A 22,573-nucleotide genomic window follows, 5' to 3' on the forward strand; every position below is an offset into this window, starting at 1 on the left:
TAAACGGCGGGAACAAAAGTCCCCTCTTCGGAAATAAGGCTAAACCCTTCCGTCCCAACCTCCTTCACTATTTGATTGAAAAATCTTCACTGATTCATTCCGATTCGACTTTCCCTTACACGGACTTCAAGTCCATGAGGTCATGTTCCCGCTTCCTTCCACTCTCACTATACTTGATTACAAGAAAATAGTGGGTAAGATATTCCGTCGAATACCTTACCCACTAATCTTAGTATGTTTTATATTTTTATTAAAGATTAGGCTACTTCAACTGCATCTGGTGATTTTCTTAAAGCACCATAAATTACTCCAGAAACAATTGCACCAATTGCAATGAATACAAGATACATAATCGGATGACTTAGTAAGAAGACAACGAAAATCCCGCCATGTGGTGCTAGCAATTTGATACCAAATGCTCCCACTAAACCACCTGTCAATGCAGAACCAATAATGAAACTTGGAATTGCTCTGATTGGATCAGCTGCGGCAAATGGAATTGATCCTTCGGTTACGAAGGAGAGCCCCATAACAATGTTTGTCAAGCCAGCATCTTGGTCTGTTTTACTGAATTTATTTTTAAACAAACGTGTTGCAACGAAGATAGCTAATGGTGGAACCATTCCTCCCGCCATAACGGAAGCCATCACAACACTACCACCAGTTGCAACTGTGGTTGCTAATGTTGCTGTACCGAACACATATGCTGCTTTATTGATTGGTCCACCAAGATCGGCAGCCATCATACCAGCAAGTAGCGCACCTAATAATGCAGCATTTGAACCGCTAAGTCCAGATAAGAAGCTATTCAAACCATCGTTTAGTGCTTTCATCGGTACATTGACCATCAACATCAAGAAACCGGTAATCAACAATCCAAAAACAGGATAGAATAGAATCGTTTTGATTCCTTCCAGTGACTTAGGCAAGTTTTTAAACAATTTACGCAAGAAGACGATCACATAACCTGCTAAGAATCCACCGATCAAGGCACCTAAGAACCCAGCACCGCCAGCATTTGCTAATGCTCCCGCTGCAAAACCAACGATCAACCCAGGACGGTCACCAATACTTGAAGCAATGAATCCTGCTAAAACTGGTAACATAAAGCCAAACGCGGCTTGTCCAATTTGATTGAACCAGCTTGCTGCTTGATTGTAATTCCCAAGGTTTGCTAATTGATCTTGTGGTACACCCATGAATTGGTCGACCATGAATGATAATGCAATGGCAATCCCACCACCGATAACGAATGGTAACATGTGAGAAACACCGTTCATCAAATCTTTATAGATTCGTTGGCCGATCGTTCCATCTGCATTTCCTTCATCAGAAGAATTTTCTTTTCCATCACCATGGAAAACTGGTGCTGAACCGCTGACAGCTAAGTTGATCAATTCTTCAGTTTTTCGAATACCGTCACTTACTGGACGATTGACTAATTCTTTCCCGTCAAAACGATTCATTTCGACTTTTTTATCAGCCGCAATGATGACGCCATCTGCACGAGCAATATCCTCCGCAGTTAAACGGTTTTTGATCCCTTCTGAACCATTTGTTTCAACTTTGATCTCAACACCCATCTCTTTGGCTTTTTTCTTCAGCGCATCTTCAGCCATATAAGTATGGGCAATCCCTGTCGGACATGCAGTAACTGCAACAACAAATTTTTTATTAGAAGAAGTCGCTGTTTGTGCTGCTTCTTCTTGTTCCGCTACCGCTTCAGCTTCTTTTTGTTGTTCAGCTGTTTGGAACAATTCTTGGACTTCTTCCGGTGTTCCTGCTTCTTTTAATTTTCCAACAAAATCTGGATCGATCAATAAACGTGATAAGGCAGCTAATGCTTGTAAATGTGTGTCGTTTGCTCCTTCTGGTGCGGCGATCATAAAGAATAAGAAAGTTGGTTGACCATCTAGTGCTTCATAATCTACGCCTTTATTGCTTTTCGCAAACAAAACTGTTGCTTCTTTGACAGCAGCATTCTTCGCATGTGGCATTGCAATGCCATCACCTAGCCCAGTGGATGTTTGAGCTTCACGCGCTAAGATCCCTTTTTTATAAGTTTCGATATCTGAGATACGACCTGCATCATACATTTTTTGGACCATTTCATCGATGGCGCCTTTTTTATCAGTTGCCTGTAGATCCATGATCATCGCATCTTTGATCATTAAGTCTTTGATTTCCATGATTTATCCCCCACGATATTAATCAATTTTTGTTATTTCTACTTCTGGTAACAATTCATCAATGAATGGGCGAACCGCTAAATCATCCGAAAAAGCAGTTGCACTTCCACATGCCACGCCCCACTTGAACGCTTCTACCGCATCTCTATGTTTGCTATATGAACCGATAAAACCAGCAATCATCGAGTCTCCGGCACCCACTGAATTTTTCAATGGTCGAACTAATACATTGGAACGGTAGGTTCCTTCTTTTGTGAACAATAAAGCACCATCCCCAGCCATTGAAATCAACACATTTTTTACTCCTGTTGCCAATAATTTCTTGCCGTAAGGAATGATATCTTCAACGGAATGGAATGTCACATCATACAATTCAGCTAATTCGTGATTGTTTGGTTTGATCAACAACGGTTCTTTTTTTAATGCTTCTTTCAAATCATCGCCGGTAGTATCGATCACAAACTCAGCACCTTTTTCGCGGATGATCTCAATCAATTCTTGATAGAATCCAGCACGTAAACTCGCAGGTGCGCTTCCTGATAATACCACGATATCGTCTGCTCCAACTGTCGCTAATTCTGCTTTCAAACGTTCAATGGCTTGATCTGAGATTGTTGGTCCTTGTCCATTGATCTCTGTTTCAGAATCAGATTTTAATTTGATGTTGATCCGAGTATCTTCTTCCACTTGTGTGAAAGCTGTTGCGATTTGTTCTTCTTTCAACCAGTCAGAAATAAAATCCCCAGTGAAACCACCAAGAAATCCTAAAGCGGTCGAATCAGAATCGATGCGCTTCAAAATACGGGAAACATTAATCCCTTTTCCTCCAGGGACTTTGAAATCTTCGGTCATTCGATTTAAATCACCGAGTTTTAATCCATCTACTCGTACGATAAAATCGATTGATGGATTAAGCGTTACTGTATAAATCATTGATTTGCCTCCTTAATTGTCGTCCGTTCACTGTAGTCGTCAAGAAATTCTAGTGGACAACGCTCGGTTATGATCGTGGCATCTTGCAGTGGTGCAACAGAAACAAAGGTTTGCTTATTGAACTTCGTATGGTCAAGTAAAACATAACTATCTTGTGCATTTCTAATTGCTAAGCGTTTGACCGCAGCTTCTTCTGGATCTGGGGTAGTGAATCCACGTTCAAGATGAACGCCATTCATTCCCATAAATGCTTTATTAAAATGGTAATCCTGTAATTGGCTAAGTGTATTAGCTCCTAATACTGCATTCGTTGAGAGTTTCACTTGCCCCCCTAAAACGATCGTTGAGATTTGTAGATCAACTAGCACGGCAGCATGTTTCACTGAATTGGTTACAACAGTGATCTGTTTACCTTTTAAAAAAGGGATCATCTCTAACGTGGTTGATCCTGCATCAAGATAAATGACTTCTTCATCGTTCACCAGTTCTGCTGCTAATCGTGCAATCATCTGCTTTTCATGAACGTTTTTGAGCGTTTTTTCACTCATGTTTTGTTCAAAACCTAAAAGATCCTCTTTTTTTGCTCCTCCATGGATACGTTGCAATAAACCTTCATCTTCTAACTCTTGAAGATCCCGTCTAATCGTTGATTCAGAAGCATCTAACAAGACTACTAACTCTTGGGATTTGACAATTTTATGTTGTTCCAATAGTTGTAGAATTTTCTGTTTACGTTCTTCTGTAAGCATTTCCACGATCACCTCACGATAGATTCTAGCATATTTTTATATAACATTCAACAATATTCATTCAAAAACATTCAAAAACGATAAAAATCTTGAATACACACGTAACTTCAACTACAAGTATGAAAGCATCCACAAAATCATACTTCAATTTTTGTGGATGCCTTCTGATATTTTAGATTTTGAACTACTTTACCATTTCACTTTTCCGATCATCTCCGTATGATCCAGCTTTTCTTGAAATGATTGACATCAGCTAATTTTTCTGCATCAATAGATTACCAGACAATTCAGCTTGATCTATCAAGACGACCCGGAGACGTTTTTTTCCTTGAACTGCATCAAAGCTTAAACGTCCTCTTCTCTTGCGTATTCGTTTGAATTGAATCTCTGATAATCGATTGCGGATCTCCTCGATAGGAAAATCAGCTAAAAACTTAATCGGCAAGTAAATGCGCAATGAGGTCAAATAGTCTTGGTACATTTCATCGGGGGCTTCGACATTCAAGTATTCATTAATATAATAACTATAAGCATCGATTCCCTTGTCTAACATGAATGTTGGATCGATCACTTTATAACAGATCAACTGGCTATGGCTTTCATCAATCCAAGGAAAAAATGCTTGACGATTAAGGACACCTCTCGCTCTTTTTTCTTTATAATCGTAAGTAGCAAAATCATAGCTTCTTGTTACGAAAAATGTTGCTTTCTTCTTTTCTGTTGGTTGCATCAAATGATTTTGATACTGGACCGCTTGCAAGGAGTCTTGGGTATAGGCATATTCGACAAATGGCTCTTTCAGTAAACCAACGCCGTTGTCCCACGACAAATGATCAAAGCCTAATTGATCTCGATAGTATTGTTGAAATTTTAAATTCGCTTCACTTTGCCAACGAAATGGATCGCGATACAACTGGATACCAATTACTTGATTCTCGTATTGGATGATTTCCTCCACCTGTTGCATTTCCAAAAAAATCTCTTTAGGGATCAGTCGATAATAATATTGACTATAATACATTTCCCAACAAGAAGTAAAACAACGCCCTTCTACGATTAGATCATAACCGGGAAACTGGTTACAATCTACCACAATCTGCCCATTTTGCCCTTTGATTTTAGGCAACTTTTCGATGTTCTCGGCAGATTCAAAGGATAAACGCTTTTCGATTTCTTTCGTATTATGATATAAATATTCTTCGACACTTCTCATATAAGCAAAAATACCATTTTTTTGCATTTTTGTTTGAAGATAGTTTCGAATCACCGATTCATTTTTTTGAAATACCTGCCACAAAAACTGATAATCAATTTGGAGATGATGATAGCCAAATTCCAAACGGCAAGTAAGCTTATTCTGATAAATTTCAAACCAACCGATCTCTTCATCAGAGATTTCTTCTAAGGCTTTTTTTAGTGCATTTAAGGTATATGGTTCTTTCGTATGACGAGAGGATTGAAAAAAGTCAGGGGCAAGCAAGATACGAGTAAGCATGGACCAATCATAGGCTTCTTCTTTTTCGTTCGTACGATCTCTGGTCAAGACAAGACGGAACATCATTTTTTCTTTCGACACCATATTTCTCACCTCTCTCAAATCTATTTATAATCAAATTATAACGAATAATAAAAAAAAACTAAAACTTTTCGTCTTATGCCACGGATTGTGGGGTAGCATGTTAAAATAAAGGAAGAGGTGAGAAACATGGGATTGAAATTTGAGCGTACAGATAATTTCGACAAACTATTTGAATCTTTTGGCGTTGATCCGGAAAAGACCGTTGCTCCAAAAGAAGACATTGATCGCTTTTTAAAACCAAAAAGCGACCCAAAAAAAGACAAAAAAAAGAAATAAACAAAAAAGACTTGATACCTTAGCTTTTGAAAGTTTGCCTTTCAACCTAAGTATCAAGTCTATTTGTTTACTCGCTGATCGCTTCTTCGATGGCTTTCCATGCTTCTTCTTTTCCTTGTTTCGTTACAGAAGAAAATAAAATGAATGTGTCATTGCGATCGAAATTCAACGCTTTTTTAATTTCGCTTTCGTGTTTGTTCCATTTTCCACGAGGGATCTTATCTGCTTTTGTCGCAACAACGATCACTGGGATATCATAGTATTTTAAGAATTCATACATTTGGATATCTTCTTGCGATGGTTTATGGCGAACATCCACCAGTGATACCACTGCTTTTAATTGTTCTCTAGATGTCAAATAAGTTTCGATCATCTTTCCCCATTTCGCACGCTCAGTTTTAGAAACTTTCGCGTAACCATAACCTGGAACATCGACAAAATGCAGCGCATTTTCGATCAGATAAAAATTCAGGGTTTGTGTTTTCCCGGGTTTACCTGATGTACGGGCGAGATTCTTTCGATCGATCAGCGTATTGATAAAGGAAGATTTCCCGACATTTGAGCGACCTGCTAAGGCAATCTCTGGTAGATCTGTTTCTGGATATTGTTTCGGTGCCACAGCACTGATCACAATATCCGCATGATGGACTTTCATATGCTCTCTCTCCTTCAAAACGGTAAAGTGGCTCAATCCCTCTCCACTTTCTTCGACAGAATAAAAAGGAGTAGTCGAAAAAGCTGCTAAAACTTTCACGACTGCTCCTTTCATTTTATCCCGCTTTTTTTTCTGAGTCTTTGTAAATAACTGTTGGTTTGCCGGTAAGTTCGGCAGCTTCTTTTGTAATGATCACTTTTTCGATCGTTTCATCAGAAGGAATATCAAACATGACATCCATCATGATTTCTTCGATGATCGAACGCAACCCACGTGCACCAGTATTGCGCTCAATTGCTTTTTTCGCAATGGCTTTTAGTGCTTCTGGTTCAAATTCTAAAGCAGTGTCATCTAGTGAAAGTAATTTTTGGTATTGTTTCACTAATGCATTTTTTGGTTCCGTCAAGATACGAACTAAATCGTCGGTTGTTAGTTTTTCTAACGCAGCCATTACAGGTAAGCGTCCGATAAACTCTGGGATCAAGCCGAACTTCAATAGATCTTCAGGAATGATATGTTGCATGACACTTTCATTTTCTGAAAGCTTTTGGTTTTGTGTACCGAAACCAATTGTTTTCTCGCCCATACGATTTTTTACAATTGTTTCGATACCATCAAACGCACCACCGACAATGAACAACACATTCGTCGTATCGATTTGGATGAATTCTTGATGAGGATGTTTGCGTCCACCTTGTGGCGGCACACTGGCAACTGTTCCTTCCAAGATTTTCAGTAAGGCTTGTTGTACGCCTTCCCCTGATACATCGCGTGTGATCGATACATTTTCGCTTTTACGTGCAATTTTGTCGATCTCATCAATGTAGATGATTCCTTTTTCCGCACGTTCAACATTGTAATCAGCAGATTGCAAAAGTTTCAATAAGATATTTTCTACATCTTCACCTACATAACCAGCTTCTGTCAAACTTGTTGCATCAGCAATGGCAAATGGTACATTCAATGTTTTTGCTAATGTTTGCGCTAAGAATGTTTTACCGGAACCAGTTGGACCGATCAGGCAGATATTACTTTTTTGCAATTCGACATCATCACTGTCTTGTGCTCCTTGATTGACACGTTTATAGTGATTGTATACAGCTACAGCCAATGAACGTTTTGCACGTTCTTGTCCAATCACATAATTATCCAATACTTCAAGAATCTCAGAAGGTTTTGGTACTTCAGTAAACTCTCGTACTGCTTCTTCATAGAATTCTTCATCAATGATTTCTTTACATAGGTCGATACATTCGTTACAGATGTAGACCCCGGACCTGCTACGATTTTCTTCACTTCTTCTTGTGTTTTACCACAAAAAGAACAGCGTACAGTCTCATTACCACTTGGATTATCATACATGGTCTTCACCCCTTAACTTGCGTTGATTCGCAAGAAACTATCAAAGACTTTACAGTCTTTCCCTATCATACCATAATTTAAAAAAAAGCAAAAGTATCAAAGAAGTTTAAAACAAAACGAAAGAGTCTAGGCTTCATCTAGGCGCCTGGACTCTTTCATATAGATGCAGATCAATAATTCTATTCGTTTATTCTGCTTCTTTTGCTGTACTTGTAATCAATTCGATTGCTTTTTTCATGATCACATCATGTTTTAACATATCTTCTGTCAATACACGTTTGATTTGGTCAATCGGCATATTGTAAGTTTCTGCTAATTCTTGGATCTCTGCAGTGATTTCTTCTTCTGTTGCATCTAAGTTTTCAGCAGCTGCTACAGCTTCGATCACAAGGTTTGTTTTTGTACGCATTTCTGCTTCTTCTTCAAACTGTTTGTGCAAATCTTCTTCTGTTGAACCAGTTAATTGGTAGTACATTTCTGGTGAGATCCCTTGACGTTGCATGTTGTTTAAGAATTCGTCCATTGAACGGTGAACTTCATCATGGACCATGACATGTGGAAGATCAACGATTTCCGCATTTTCGACTGCCAATTTGATTGCTGCTTCATCTTTTGCATCTTCTGCAGCTTTTTCTTTCGTTTCAGTCAATTCTTTCATGTATTTTTCTTTTAATTCTGCTAATGTAGATACTTCATCGTCTACATCTTTTGCGAACTCATCATCTAGTTCAGGTACTTCTTTTGTTTTCACTTCGTGGATCGTTACTTTGAAGACTGCTTCTTTACCTGCAAGATCTTCTGCTTGATAATCTTCTGGGAATGTCACAGTAACATCTAAGTTTTCACCTGATTTATGGCCAACTAATTGGTCTTCAAAACCAGGAATGAATGAACCTGATCCTAATTCAAGTGAATGGTTTTCGCCTTTTCCACTTTCGAATGCTTCATCGTTGATGAAACCTTCAAAATCGATGACAACAGTGTCGCCATTTTCAGCTGCAGCATCTTCTTTGATGACTAATTCAGCTTGCGCTTCTTGTTCACGTTTAATGCGTTCTTCAACGTCTGCTTCTGTTACTTCACGGTCTTGTTTTTCAACCACTAAGTCTTTGTAATCACCTAATTTTACTTCAGGTTTTACAGTTACTTCTGCTGTGATCGTCCAGTCTTGACCTTTTTCCATGCTTGCTACATCAATCTTAGGTTGAGAAACCGGATCGATTGCTGCTTCTTTAACAGCTGCTTCATATGCTTCAGGTAAGACAGCGTTCAATGCATCTTCGTACAATGCTTCTTCTCCGTACATACGGTTGAATACTTGACGAGATACTTTTCCTTTACGGAATCCAGGAACGTTCAAGTTTCCTTTTACTTTATTAAAGGCAGTTGTCAATCCTTTTTGGATTTGATCTTGCCCGATCGTAAATGTTAAAACACCATCATTTGTGCCTTTTTTTTCGAATGTTGCAGTCATTTATTTCCCTCCGAGTTTAGAAATTCATTTTGATACATCAAAAACGTTTCATGCATACCTTTAAATAGTACACTAACCCTTCCAAATTGTAAACATATTGAACGAGGGGAATCCACGTTTTTCATGACTTTTTTATCTTTTCCTCTGTTTTTTTACGTATTGAATAATAATAGTTCTGTCATTATTTTATTTCTTTTTTCAGTGAATTCGTGTTGTTCAGATGCCAAAAAATCCTCACACGGCTGATTCGTATAGGTTGCTACTGTTTGTTTGAACCACTTGTCAAGATTTCCAATGTAGCTATCATAGATCGGATAAACGATCGCCGATTGCATCGCAAACTCTTCTTTTAAATTCTTACTCATCAAGGCGTCTTCTCGCTCATACGCTTCCGCCATTTGTTTGATTCGTCGATAGGAAGTTTGCTCTTCTGGACGCACCATTTTCTTTGGTATCACTTCGATCAACTCTTCCTCGATCGTCAAGTATGCAACTGGTGCTGCTTCTTTGACTTGAACGAGCGACTCAAGCAACTTGGCCCTTACAAGAACATGGACCGTTTTTAAAACGAGCAACTTTCTAGCGGTCTGGATAAATTCGTGGTAAGGCAGTTGTTCGATTTCTTGGATATAACTCAACTGGGTAGTTGGTTTTTCAAAAGGTAATTTTTCTACCAGTTGATAGATTTCACGAATCTTCTGTCTTCGCATCTGTCCGACTAATTCTTCTGATTGTTGGATTTTCAACAAAACTGCTTGCTCAAAATCATCGGGGAAATCAGCACTTGCAATCAATTTTCGTGCATATAAAAAATCTTTTGCTGTAATCAGTAGATCAAAGTAAAAAGTAGCCAATTCTTCATTCATCAAATACTGTTTTTCATGCAAAAGTGCTTGATGAAGTGCCTCTTCCCACATATCCAATTCTGATAGTGCCAACACGTATAACGTATTCGCTTCAAATGTTGCTTCAAGTTCATATGCACGTTCAAACAGCTCTTTTGCTTGACTGTACTGATGATCTGTTAATGCCTGTTGGCCAATACGCATCAAATTGTCGTATTTATCAGGAAAATCGATCGGTCTCACTTAGGTTCTTCCCTTCACTGTTTTATCATTTGTCTGACACGACTTATTGAACAATAACCATATTCAGCCATTTTCTCTATTTAAAGAATCAAGCATTCATCTCTTGATTAAATGCTTTGATCATATTGATGGTTACTACACTCGTATTCGAAAAATAATCACCGATGTGTTGTTTTTTCTTACTAAAGATGACCGGGAGATAGCCGATATAAAGTAACGGAAATCTCAAAATGAAGCGACAAGCGCCCTCACGGACTAATACTGTACTCCATGAAAGTTCCTCTTCATCAAAACTGATCACTCGAATACCAAAAATCATTTTCCCGATCGTCTGGCCGTGATTCCATTTCGTCAATAAAATAAAATAAGCTAAATAGGCGACCAATGACAAACTACCATAGATACTCAAATATGAATCAGAAACTTGAAGCCATCCTAGGTTCACTGCGATGCCTAACGTTAAGCGAGTAATGGACCCAATACAAATCAGATCAACTAAAAACGCAGCAAAACGAACCCAAAAACCGGCAAAGAAATAATAAGGAAAGCGATTGATACTTGGTTCATCGGTTTTCTGTTCTGTATATTTTTTCCATTTTTTCTGATTTTCTTTGATCTCAGTTTCTGACAGTGGTTTTTCTTCAAAGGAACTTAGCACCTTTTGAGAAAATCCCGGATCTGGTCCTACAGCCGGTTGGTCATTTTTTGCTTGTGTTACAAACCCAAGTTCTTCCAACGAGCTACTTGTGTTTTTGTCAGCTGTGATTTCGTCTTTAGTAGCAACTGAAGCATCTACTGTATCTTGTTTTCTACTAGTAGGATCTACTAATTTATTTTCTTCTACCTTAAAAACTTGTTTAGATGATATCTCCGTACGTTCAGCTACTTTCGGTTCCTCATTGATCTTTGATCGTTCTTCGGGTGTTGACGCGTTCGTTGATTTCTCGTTCATGCTTACTCACCTCCATATAGATACATTGCTCTTGGAGATTCTGCTGTCCCTAGACTTTCAAGAAATGACAAGATCTGACTTGTTTCAGAAGCTTGCAACCCTTGTAATTCTGCTAATTTTGCACCAAACCAAGTATTGCCAAATCCAGTAGAACTAGTTGAGTATTCGACCAACTCAGCATCTTGTAGATCAAGATCTTCTCTCATCGCAGCTAAAGCATCTGTTGGATAGCCGATTTCGTCCACCAATCCTGCTTCTTTCGCTTGTACACCATCGTAAATACGGCCATCTGCGACTTTTTTCACTTCATCTTCTGATTTGTTTCTTCCTTCACTAACTACTTTAACAAAACGATTATAGGCGTTATCGATGTAAGCTTGTAATACTGCATGATCTTGCTCAGTTTCAGGTCGAGTAGCCGATCCCATATCTTTTAGTGCGCCACTCTTTACTGTTGTATCTTCGACACCGATTTTTTCAAGTAAGCCCGAATAGTTGAGTCCGGACATGATCACACCGATTGAACCAGTCACTGTTTCTTCCGTTGCAAAGATTTTATCTGCTTGTGCGGAAATATAGTAACCACCACTGGCAGCCATATTTTTCATACTGACATACATCGGTAGATCACGTTCTGTTCGGACCTCGTTGAGTAAATTGGCAATTTCTGCACTTTCATAAACTCCGCCACCCGGAGAATTGACTTCCAATAAAATCCCACTTACGCGTTCATCGGCCTCGATCGCTTCAATTTGTTTCAAGAAATCTTCATGATTATAACTCTCAGTAGCAAATAAACCAGAAGAGCCTCCGCTAGCTATGGCACCATCAACGGACAATTTTGCGATTCTTTCCATGCCACTGCCTTCTTCAAGTACCACTGGTGACATTTCATCGTCCCCATATAACCAACTATTGATGCTCCCCATCTGCACCTCTTCTTGCGGTTGCGTCAAACTTGATGATACCAACGAAATAACCAATAAGCCGGCAGCAATCAGTACTGCTATCCAACGTTTCTTATTCATTTTACACTCTCCTAATATAGATTTCTAATCACGATCACCGTTTCAGAACCAGGTATCGCATTCATCTTTCCTGCTTTTTCTTCAAGGGTGTAACCAGTAAACTGTTCGTGGGTCAATTCATCTTCAACAACAAACTGTTGCGCATGTTCGATTTCGAACGCATCAGGGGCGATTTCTTGAATACTGTCCCATCCGGTATCCAAAAAGATTTTAGTGTCATCCGTCACGTGTTCTGTTTTTTCAAATGCTGCAATTTGTTTTTTTAACATACCCAACGTCATGATTTCTATCTTCTCTTCCATCTTTCATCCTCCTTCTATCTATAATTATTGTACCGAACTACAAGAAAAGATGATAGTCGAATTTGATAATTTTCTTTTGTTCATTCCAATTAGATATATACCAATTTATTTTTTTGTCTTTTTTATTGACAAACCTCACACATTAACGTTATGATTTTAGATGTTTCCAAAGAAAATAATAACAGGAGGATAATTAGACCAATACGGAATAGCGCCAGGTCTGTTTTCACAGATGACGAGGAAAGGGTTGATCGAAGGATTCGGCGGATGGCCCTAGGGACTGCACCCTAAAAAGAAACATAAAAACTATCTGTGAAGGTAGAACAAAAGGTTTCTTACGCAGTTGGAAACGCTAATATCAAGTTTATAACAGAAAGTAGGATGTTTTTTTATGTGCGGAATTGTTGGAATGATCGGATTAGAGAACGTGACACCAGGGTTGATCAATGGTTTAGAAAAATTAGAATATCGCGGGTATGATTCGGCGGGTATCTTTGTCTCAAATGGAAAACAGGACCATTTAGTCAAAGCACGCGGTAGAATCCAAAACCTTAAAGATAAATTATCTTCAGAAACAGCTGGTACAGCAGGTATCGGTCATACAAGATGGGCAACTCATGGGGAACCCGCAGAGAAAAATGCGCACCCCCACCACTCACAAAGCGGACGTTTTGTTTTAGTCCATAATGGGGTGATTGAAAATTTTGAAGAATTGAAACAACAATACGTAGCCACTGATGATTTCATTGGCGAAACAGATACGGAAATCGTTGTTCATTTGATTGAAAAATTCGTGGAAGAAGCGCAAGAGACACAAGAAGGATTTAGAAAAGCGCTAGAAGTCATCGAAGGTTCTTACGCTTTTGCCTTGATGGATCGCACAGCTCCTGAAACAATTTTCGTTGCCAAAAACAAAAGCCCTTTATTGATCGGTAAAGGCCAAGGATTCAATGTGATCGCAAGTGATGCGATGGCGATGCTTGCTTACACTAAAGAATTTATTGAAATTGAAGATCAAGAAATGGTGATCGTTCAAGCAGAAGATATCACGATCCAAACAATGACTGGTACGATCATAGAACGTGATTCTTATGAAGCACAAGTAGATGCTTCTGACATTGAAAAAGGAACATACCCTTACTATATGTTGAAAGAAATCGACGAACAGCCGATCATCATGCGTAAAATCGCGCAAACTTATGTGAATGAGGACAATGAAATTCCTTTAGATCACAAATTGATGGACGAACTGTTAGCAAGTGACCGTATTTACATCGTGGCATGCGGCACAAGTTATCATGCGGGATTAGCGAGCAAGCATTCCTTCGAACAAATGACTGACATTCCAGTAGAAGTCCATTTGGCCAGTGAGTTTGGTTATACCATGCCTTTATTATCGAAAAAACCATTCTTCATCTTTTTAAGTCAAAGTGGCGAAACCGCTGATAGTCGTCAGGTGTTAGTCAAGATCAATCAATTAGGTCATCCTTCATTGACGATCACGAACGTTGCTGGTTCTACGTTATCAAGAGAAGCTGGCTTCACTCTGTTGCTACATGCAGGTCCGGAGATCGCTGTTGCTTCAACTAAAGCATACACTGCTCAAATCGCTGTACTGGCTTTACTTGCAAAAGCAGTCGGTGATCAAAAAGGCAATAAACGTTCATTGACATTTGATGTAGCACACGAATTGAGTTTGGTAGCGAATGCGATGGAAACAGTAATTACTCAAAAAGATGAACTCCAAGAACTAGCTGCTGAATTCTTGAATGACACGCGCAACGCCTTTTATATCGGTCGTAGCAATGATCACGATGTCGCTTTAGAAGCTGCTTTGAAACTAAAAGAAATCAGCTATATACAAGCAGAAGGTTTTGCTGCCGGTGAATTGAAACACGGTACCATTGCACTGATTGAAGAAGGCACACCAGTGATTGGGATTATTAGTGAGGAAATCACAGGGGCTCATACACGTGGCAACTTAAAAGAAGTTGAAAGTCGTGGTGCAAAAACCTTAGTGATCGCAGCACATGGATTAGAAAAAGAAACGGATCAATTAGTGATTCCTGCTGTCCATCCATACCTTTCTCCTCTTGCCATGGTCATCCCGACGCAATTGCTTGCTTATTATGCTACCCTATTGCGTGGATTCGATGTAGACAAACCAAGAAACTTAGCTAAATCAGTCACGGTTGAATAATCAATCAAGTGAACCTTTATATAATAAATGCTCTTTGCAATCGAGGGCGGGATAGAAGTATTCAGCCACGAGAAATAAGGCGCCATCCACGAAAATTGTTCTTCATTTTTTGTGGATGGTGCCTTATTTCCTAAGAGGTTACTTCTGTTACCGCCCTTTATTCGGTTTTAGGTGGTACAAGAGGTCTAATGTCCCAGACACATCTTTTATTTGATCTAGTTAAGAGTTGCTCGCTCGTTTTGTATCATGTGACAGCCATCGTCTTTTAAATGACCTTATGTGTAATGACCCATTATTTCAGAAACGAGCACAAAAAGAGAGTCAATCTCCATGATCCAAAGATTGACTCTCTTTTTTATGTCATTCTATCAATCGATTCCAATTTCAGCTTTGACAACCGCTGCGATTTTGTCAACATAATAGTTTACTTTTTCATCAGATGGTGCTTCTGCCATCACGCGCAGTAATGGTTCTGTCCCGGAAGGGCGAACTAAGATACGTCCTTCACCAGCCATTTCAGCTTCTGCTTCTTCAATAACTTGTTTGATTGCAGGAACTTCCATTGCACCATTTTTATTGCTTACGCGGATATTGACTAATTTTTGCGGATAGATCGTTACTTCTGCCGCTAATTCTGATAATTTTTTATCAGTTTGTTTCATGATATTCAACAATTGGATACCAGAAAGCATACCATCTCCTGTTGTATTGAAATCTAAGAAGATCATATGACCAGACTGTTCGCCACCGAAGTTGTAGTCATTTTTACGCATTTCTTCCACCACATAGCGGTCGCCCACTTGTGTCACAACATCTTTCAAACCGATTTCTTCGACTGCTTTATGGAAACCGAGGTTACTCATGACCGTTGTAACGATTGTATCTTTTTTCAGACGATTTTTAGCTGACAAATATTTCGCACAGATAAACATGATCTTATCGCCATCTACGATATTTCCTAATTCATCCACCGCAATGATCCGATCGCCGTCGCCGTCAAAGGCAAGACCGACGTCTGCTCCTTTTTCTACTACCATTTCTGCTAGACGCTCAGGATGCGTTGATCCGACACCGTCATTGATGTTCAAGCCATTCGGATTTGTTCCCATCGTGTAGAAATCAGTTTCCAAATCAGCAAACAAGCGATTGACAGATGTTGCTGTTGCACCATTTGCCGCATCTACACAGACCGTTAAGCCTGAAAGATCGCCGTTGATCGTCTGTACTAAGAATTGTGAATATTTCAGCAACCCTTCTGGGAACTCTTCGACTGTACCTAATCCCTCAGCAGAAGGTCGTGGTAATTCATCGACTTCCGCATCTAACAATGCTTCGATTTCTAATTCTTGGTCATCATCTAATTTAAATCCATCTGCACCGAAAAACTTGATGCCGTTATCTTGAGCTGGATTGTGTGAAGCAGAAATCATGACACCTGCGCTTGCTTTTTGCAAACGTGTCAAGTAAGCCACTCCTGGCGTAGAGATCACACCTAATTGAAAAACTTCGATCCCGACAGATAACAGACCAGAAACTAACGCTTCTTCGAGCATTTGACCTGAAATTCTTGTGTCACGTCCAACCAATACACGTGGACGTTTTCCATCTTTCTCATGTTGGCTCAGTACATAACCGCCGCAACGTCCTAATTTGAAGGCCAATTCCGGTGTTAGTTCTTTATTCGCTTCTCCACGGACACCGTCCGTTCCAAAATATTTACCCATAGCTGTAAATTTGCTCCTTTAACTTAATTTTCCGATGAATCCTCTTGACTATTCGGTTGACTACTTGATTGTGTTGTCTCACTTGATGATTCATTCGACCCTGCACTCGATGTTGACTGCATCTCTTCGGACTGACGTGTCGTCGATGACGAAGAGTTGGCAGGTGTCGACCCTGCACCAGAAGTTGTACTTCCTCCAGAATTTCCAGAATTTCCGGAATTTCCCGAATTAGAACGGCTAGTGTTTTCCGTGCTTGTTTTCAGGATCGGTGTGATCTCAACATCGATTGAAGTTGGTGTGATACTAAGTCCACTCTCTACCGGAATATCAATATTTCTTGTCGTCCGATGGACGATCCCAGAAATATCGATTGGTATCGTGATGCTATTTCCTAGTTGAGCCAGTTGACTCTCTGAACCAGTGACTTCTGCTTCAATTTCAGAGAAACTGAAATCGTAACTCTCCACGTTATCTGCGGGAGTCCCTTGTGCTGTTCCATAAAGTCGGATCGTTTTCGTAGGCTTTGTTACCGTTGCTTTTGCAGTGACTTGTACTGGATCTGAAACAATACTTAAAGGTTCTCCTGCACTATTCAATGCTTGTACAGTGACTCTCGTGTCGACCCCATCGTCTGTGATCATCGCAGGTTCGATCCTCGCTACGACCTGTTGGATCTCTTCCAGTGTCTGATCGCCAGTCGTGACCGTCACTTTTTTTGGTGATAATTCAAGGTCATTCAATTCAAATCCAGCTGGAGTTGATTCTGTTGTGAGTAAAGGCGTGACCTCAAATTCTTTTGTCACTTTTTTCTCGATAGTCACTGTGATCGTATCCGGCTCTAGTTTTGCTTTGACTGCACTGCTCAGATTTCTGATTTTCAATGGTACTTCATGTGTTCCTTCACCTAAACCAGTGAGATCTGCTGTCACCCGAAACATTCTTGTATCTTCAATTGCTTCGGCATTCAACTGAACACGATTGGCACTGGACAACTTCGCTGTGACCGTACTCTCATATCCATGGATATAATATTGATCCGTGTCGTATAAAAGTTGTACTGACACATCAGAAACGTTTTGCGTATAGGCTTCATTTCCTGACAGCGTGTCTTGGACAGATTGTCCATTCGCATTAAAATACAGCACAATACTGAATAATAACGCAACAAACGCATATAAGATACTTTTACGCCTCTCTTTTGAGATCATTTGTGATCCCCTCCTTTAGTCATCACGTCTAAGAAGGTTTGGAGCGTATTTTTATTTTTGTTTTTTTCTTCGACGATCAAATTTTTACGCAAGATCGTCAAATATTCTTCTTGAGATAAGCCAGGCATCAATTGGTTATCCAACGTAATGCTGACATCTCCTGTTTCTTCTGAGACAACGATCGTAATCGCATCGCTCGCCTCACTGACTCCGACAGCCGCTCGGTGACGAGTTCCGAATTCTTTCGGAATCAACATACTTTCAGATAAAGGCAAGTAGGCACTGGCTACGGCAATTTTTCCATCTTTTACGATCACTGCACCATCATGCAGCGGTGTATTCGGAATAAAAATATTGATCAGTAATTCGCCAGTGATATCGGCATCTAAAGCAATCCCTGTTTCGATATATTCATCCAAACCGGTGTGGCGTTCGATCGTGATCAAGGCACCGATTTTACGTTTGGACATATATTGGATCGCTTTGTCGAAAGAAAGGATCATCTGTTCATCTTCTTGTTTCTCACTCTTCGATTGTTTGAAAAGTGAGCTACGACCGAGGTGTTCTAATCCACGCCGTATCTCTGGTTGAAAAATGACGATAGCCGCAATCACACCATACGTGATCACTTGATTCATCAACCAAGATAAGGTATGTAGACCAATAATCTCGGCTAAGATCCGAATAACAACAAAAATCCCTACCCCTTTTAGCAATTGGATTGCTTTTGTTCCTCGCAATAGTTGAATGAGTTTATAAACTAAATACCAAACAACCAATACATCGAGTATGTTCACCAAAAAATTCTGAGAAAACAAGTCACCGGAAAACATTTGTCGCCAATAGTCTAAATTAAAAAGTTCTCCGATTTGAAATGACATAGACAGCCTCTCTTCTCTTTTGAGATTTCCTCTTTAGTATATCATATGTTTCACCAGAAGAGACTTATCTGCTTGGAATTTCCTAACAAAAACCAATTTTTTTCAAGAAATTTACATTTTCAATTTATTCACCAATAAGTTATTCTATTTCCTTGGATCGTTTCGTTTTATCATTCTTTGGTTTTTCTTCGTTCCGCTCTAGCGGCACGTCTGGCAGCACGTCTAGCTTCTGCTTCCGGATCAACCGTTCGGTCTTTTTTGACTCTCGTTTTTTCGATCTCTGGACTGTCAGTACCTTCTGTCGGTTCGATCTTTGCTTTGATTTTTTCTAATTGACCAGTCATCGCCGCATAGTTGTAAAACCGTTTTTTTGCATCTTGGATCGTTTTATTGAATAACTGCTCCGCTGCCTGCGGGTGGATCGTTTCAAGCGATGAAAAACGGACTTGCTTGCGCATGAAGTCAGCCATCATTGTAAAATCAGGCTTTTTATAGTCTAGTGTCATCGGCGTTTTATTCTTTTCGATCAATTCAGGATTATAGCGATACAACGACCAATAGCCTGAAGCCACTGCTTCTTTTGCTTCTTTGATCGATTCTTTCATTCCACCTAGTAACCCATGAGCAATACATGGCGTATACGCAATGATCAACGATGGTCCAGGGAATTTTTCTGCTTCTTCAAATGCTTTGATCGTTTGCATTTGATTTGCGCCTGAAGCGATCTGTGCTACATACACATTCCCATACGTCATCGCCATCATGCCTAGATCTTTCTTCGATGCATATTTCCCATTTGCTGAGAATTTAGCGATTGCTGAAGCAGGTGTAGCTTTCGAGACTTGTCCACCTGTATTGGAATAGACTTCGTTATCCATGACTAAAATGTTTACATCTGCGCCACTTGCCAAGACGTGATCGATTCCGCCAAAACCGATATCATACGCCCAGCCATCGCCACCGATCATCCATTGACTATTTTTGACAAATAGATCTTTTTCCTGGTAGATCGCTTGTAATTCAGGAACAACTTCAAGCTCATTTTCGATTGCCGCAAGTAATTTAGCTGCCCGCTGTTGGGTTCCTTCACTTTCAAACATATGCGCCAACCAATCTTCCATCAATTCACGTAGTTCTAAAGAGACTTTAGGCATCACTTTTTTCAACGTTTCTGCTAAAGCTTCTCTTCTTGTTTGTGCGGCTAAAAGCATCCCATAACCAAATTCAGCATTGTCTTCTAATAATGAATTTGACCATGCAGGTCCTTGCCCACAATCATTTGTGGTAAATGGTGAAGCCGGCGCTGCTCCGCCCCAAATAGATGAACAGCCTGTCGCGTTGGCGATCATCATACGGTCACCGAACATCTGTGTCAATAGCTTCACGTAAGGCGTTTCCCCACAACCGGAACATGCCCCAGAAAATTCTAATAAAGGTTGATTGAACTGTGTTGATAGCACTGTATTTTTGCCTTTGATCGGATTTTCTTTTTGTCGCAAGGTCATCGCAAATGCCCAGTTGATTGCTTGTTTCTTCTGTTCTTCATAAGGCTTCATCACGAGTGCTTTACCTTTTGCTGGACAAGCTTCAACACATAGGCCACAACCGGTACAGTCTTCGACAGATACTTGGATACGATACTTCAAACCATCTGGTCCACGCATTTCTCGAACAATAAACCCTTCTGGTGCTTCTTCCAGTTCTTCCTCATCGGCTAAGAATGGACGAATCGCTGCATGAGGACAAACGAAAGAACATTCATTACACATCGTACAACGCTCACTGATCCATTCAGGTACTTCAAGTGCCACCCCGCGTTTTTCGTAAGCAGCGGTTCCTAAAGGCATATCGCCTCGTATCATTCCGTTTTCTGCTAAAGTCCTCACTGAGAGCTGATTTCCTTCTTGAGCATTGATTGGTTCAAGGATGTCTCTAATATAGCGATTTTGAGTATTTTTCTCCTTATCAGGAAGCACCAATGTTGCCCATTCAGTCGGCACTTCGACTTTATGCAACAATTCCACTGTACGATCGATCGCCTTGATGTTTTTTTCAACGATCGCCATTGATTTATGACCATAACTCTTCAATGCTTCCTCTTTCAAAATCGGCAGGACTTCTTCAAATGGTATGATATTCGCCAACTTGAAAAATGCTGTTTCCATCGCCGTATTGATCCGCCGACCTAGACCTACTTCTTGCGCCAAGCGCATCGCATTGATCGTATAAAATTGGATCTCATTTTCAGCTAAATACCGTTTTAAATGGGTCGGTAGATGCGTAGCTAGTTGTTCGTCTGACCAAAGTGTATTCAATAAGAAAGTCCCTTTAGATTTCAATCCTTTGACTAAATCATAGCTGTGAAGATAAGCAGGAGTATGACAAGCTACAAAATCGGCATGTTCGACTAAATAAGTCGAACGGATCGGTGTATCCCCAAAACGCAAATGAGAAACAGTCAGTCCACCTGATTTTTTTGAATCATAGTAAAAATAGCCTTGTGCGTATTTGTTTGTATGGTCACCAATGATTTTGATCGCTGATTTATTTGCTCCAACAGTTCCATCGGATCCAAATCCCCAGAATTTCGCTTGGTAAGTATTCGCTTCGGTCAAATCAAGCGATGGGCCAACTTCCAAAGAACAGTATGTTAAATCATCAATGATACCGATCGTGAAGCGTTTCTTCATATCCGTTTTTTCTTTTTTCAATTCATCATATACTGCTACAATCTGATCAGGGGTGACATCTTTTGAACCAATGCCATAACGTCCGCCGATCACTTTCAGATGACGTTCTGCATCATATAACGCACTTTGAACGTCTAATAATAAAGGTTCTCCACCTGCTCCCGGCTCTTTACTGCGATCTAGAACAGCAATTGCCTTTACGGAATTCGGTAGTTTTTCGATCAATGTTTCAATTGGGAACGGACGATATAAGTGGATATTCAAGAAGCCGACTTTACGACCGTTTTGGTTCATGTAATCAACTGTTTGTTGGATCGTTTGCGCAACTGATCCCATTGAAATAATGACTTCTTCTGCGTCAGCCGCGCCATAATAAGTGACCAGATCATAAGAAGTTCCTCGGAGTTCATTGATTTTATCCATATACTTTTTCACGATTTGAGGCAAACGATTATAGTATCGGTTGATCGTTTCTCGTTGTTGAAAGTGGATATCAGGGTTTTGATTCATACCACTGGTCGTCGGCCGATTAGGATTCATTCTACGTTCACGGAAGGCCTCCAATTTTTCTTGAGGAATCAAAGGAGCTAATTCATCATATTCCAACACTTCAATTTTTTGGATTTCATGACTCGTTCGAAAACCATCAAAAAAGTTGACGAAAGGGATTTCTCCTTCTAAGGAAGCTAGATGCGCAACTGGCGCTAAATCCATCACTTCTTGGACGCTGCTTTCCGCAAGCATCGCAAATCCTGTTTGACGAGCGGCCATCACATCGCCATGATCACCAAAAATATTCAACGCATTCGTCGTCACCGCTCGACTAGCTACGTGAAAAACACTAGGTAAAAGTTCACCGGCTATCTTATACATATTTGGGATCATCAATAATAATCCTTGTGAAGCAGTGTACGTTGTTGTCAATGCTCCGGTTTTTAGTGAACCATGTACGACACCAGCAGCACCAGCTTCTGATTGCATCTCTACGACTTTAACTGGTTGTCCGAAAATATTTTTTTTACCTGAAGCTGCCCATTGATCAACCAATTCAGCCATTGTTGAACTAGGCGTAATTGGATAGATCGCCGCTAATTCTGTAAAGGCATATGAAATATATGCAGCAGCAGTATTCCCATCCATTGTCTTCATTTTTCGCATGTTTCATCACCTTTGCTCAATTTATCTAAATAACTTTTATTATTATACCGTAAACGTACAAAGAAAACCTCCTAATTTTGAAAGAAAAATCACATGCTATAGATATGACAGAAATGCTTCGACTA

At 39.9% G+C, this 22,573-nt stretch carries 16 protein-coding genes and 1 pseudogene; 2 read left to right on the plus strand and 15 right to left on the minus strand.

Annotation, left to right across the window (positions count from 1 at the left end):
- Nucleotides 1-257: 257 nt before the first annotated feature.
- The 4 genes from CYK55_RS07695 to CYK55_RS07710 all read right to left on the minus strand — a co-directional run bounded on the left by CYK55_RS07695 (nt 258) and on the right by CYK55_RS07710 (nt 5,450).
- Nucleotides 258-2,189, minus strand: a complete 1,932-nt coding sequence (locus tag CYK55_RS07695; protein WP_034689584.1) for a PTS fructose transporter subunit IIABC — start codon at nt 2,187-2,189, stop codon at nt 258-260.
- An 18-nt stretch (nt 2,190-2,207) separates the two neighbouring features.
- Complete coding sequence (pfkB, locus tag CYK55_RS07700) at nt 2,208-3,122, minus strand: 1-phosphofructokinase (protein WP_034689585.1); 915 nt, start codon at nt 3,120-3,122, stop codon at nt 2,208-2,210.
- Nucleotides 3,119-3,871 carry a DeoR/GlpR family DNA-binding transcription regulator gene (locus CYK55_RS07705; protein WP_034689586.1) on the minus strand — a complete coding sequence of 251 codons (753 nt, stop codon included), beginning with the start codon at nt 3,869-3,871 and terminating at the stop codon, nt 3,119-3,121. The genes pfkB and CYK55_RS07705 overlap by 4 nt, the downstream gene beginning before the upstream one ends.
- Nucleotides 3,872-4,124: 253 nt before the next feature.
- A complete protein-coding gene (locus tag CYK55_RS07710; protein ID WP_126134140.1) occupies nt 4,125-5,450 on the minus strand; it encodes a hypothetical protein in 1,326 nt (441 codons plus the stop codon).
- A 126-nt stretch (nt 5,451-5,576) separates the two neighbouring features.
- Here CYK55_RS07710 and CYK55_RS13480 point away from each other — a divergent pair, with 126 nt between their 5' ends.
- Nucleotides 5,577-5,726: an SPJ_0845 family protein gene (locus tag CYK55_RS13480; RefSeq protein WP_010735255.1), complete on the plus strand. Its 150-nt coding sequence runs from the start codon at nt 5,577-5,579 to the stop codon at nt 5,724-5,726.
- Between the two features lie 67 nt (nt 5,727-5,793).
- On the opposite strand, the gene yihA is transcribed toward CYK55_RS13480, so the two are convergent.
- From yihA to CYK55_RS07745, 7 genes and pseudogenes are all read right to left on the minus strand, one after another.
- Nucleotides 5,794-6,381, minus strand: a complete 588-nt coding sequence (yihA, locus tag CYK55_RS07715) for a ribosome biogenesis GTP-binding protein YihA/YsxC (protein WP_034689623.1) — start codon at nt 6,379-6,381, stop codon at nt 5,794-5,796.
- A gap of 115 nt (nt 6,382-6,496) precedes the next feature.
- Nucleotides 6,497-7,743 (minus strand): annotated as a pseudogene (clpX, locus tag CYK55_RS07720) (ATP-dependent Clp protease ATP-binding subunit ClpX).
- A gap of 187 nt (nt 7,744-7,930) precedes the next feature.
- A complete protein-coding gene (gene tig, locus CYK55_RS07725; RefSeq protein WP_126134141.1) occupies nt 7,931-9,217 on the minus strand; it encodes a trigger factor in 1,287 nt (428 codons plus the stop codon).
- A 152-nt stretch (nt 9,218-9,369) separates the two neighbouring features.
- A complete protein-coding gene (locus CYK55_RS07730; protein WP_126134142.1) occupies nt 9,370-10,305 on the minus strand; it encodes a hypothetical protein in 936 nt (311 codons plus the stop codon).
- An 88-nt stretch (nt 10,306-10,393) separates the two neighbouring features.
- Entirely contained in the window at nt 10,394-11,041 is a 648-nt protein-coding gene (locus CYK55_RS07735) for an RDD family protein (protein WP_126134430.1), read from the minus strand.
- Between the two features lie 218 nt (nt 11,042-11,259).
- Nucleotides 11,260-12,285, minus strand: a complete 1,026-nt coding sequence (gene sppA, locus CYK55_RS07740) for a signal peptide peptidase SppA (RefSeq protein WP_126134143.1) — start codon at nt 12,283-12,285, stop codon at nt 11,260-11,262.
- An 11-nt stretch (nt 12,286-12,296) separates the two neighbouring features.
- Entirely contained in the window at nt 12,297-12,587 is a 291-nt protein-coding gene (locus CYK55_RS07745) for a hypothetical protein (protein ID WP_034689591.1), read from the minus strand.
- Nucleotides 12,588-12,978: 391 nt separating this feature from the next.
- On the opposite strand from CYK55_RS07745, the gene glmS reads away from it, so the two are divergent.
- The gene (gene glmS / locus CYK55_RS07750) at nt 12,979-14,787 is read left to right on the plus strand and encodes a glutamine--fructose-6-phosphate transaminase (isomerizing) (RefSeq protein WP_034689592.1); all 1,809 of its coding nucleotides are present in this window, start codon (nt 12,979-12,981) and stop codon (nt 14,785-14,787) included.
- A 368-nt stretch (nt 14,788-15,155) separates the two neighbouring features.
- On the opposite strand, the gene glmM is transcribed toward glmS, so the two are convergent.
- The 4 genes from glmM to nifJ all read right to left on the minus strand — a co-directional run bounded on the left by glmM (nt 15,156) and on the right by nifJ (nt 22,448).
- On the minus strand, nt 15,156-16,511 hold the full coding sequence (gene glmM, locus CYK55_RS07755) for a phosphoglucosamine mutase (protein ID WP_126134144.1): 1,356 nt from the start codon (nt 16,509-16,511) through the stop codon (nt 15,156-15,158).
- Between the two features lie 23 nt (nt 16,512-16,534).
- Nucleotides 16,535-17,719, minus strand: a complete 1,185-nt coding sequence (locus tag CYK55_RS07760; RefSeq protein ID WP_126134145.1) for a CdaR family protein — start codon at nt 17,717-17,719, stop codon at nt 16,535-16,537.
- Nucleotides 17,716-18,600: a diadenylate cyclase CdaA gene (cdaA, locus tag CYK55_RS07765; RefSeq protein ID WP_010735241.1), complete on the minus strand. Its 885-nt coding sequence runs from the start codon at nt 18,598-18,600 to the stop codon at nt 17,716-17,718. Before cdaA ends, CYK55_RS07760 begins: the two co-directional genes overlap by 4 nt.
- 170 nt (nt 18,601-18,770) lie before the next feature.
- Nucleotides 18,771-22,448: a pyruvate:ferredoxin (flavodoxin) oxidoreductase gene (nifJ, locus tag CYK55_RS07770; protein WP_126134146.1), complete on the minus strand. Its 3,678-nt coding sequence runs from the start codon at nt 22,446-22,448 to the stop codon at nt 18,771-18,773.
- Nucleotides 22,449-22,573 lie beyond the last annotated feature (125 nt).

This window comes from Enterococcus mundtii (assembly GCF_003957375.1).
Classification (GTDB): Bacteria; Bacillota; Bacilli; order Lactobacillales; family Enterococcaceae; genus Enterococcus_B; species Enterococcus_B spodopteracolus.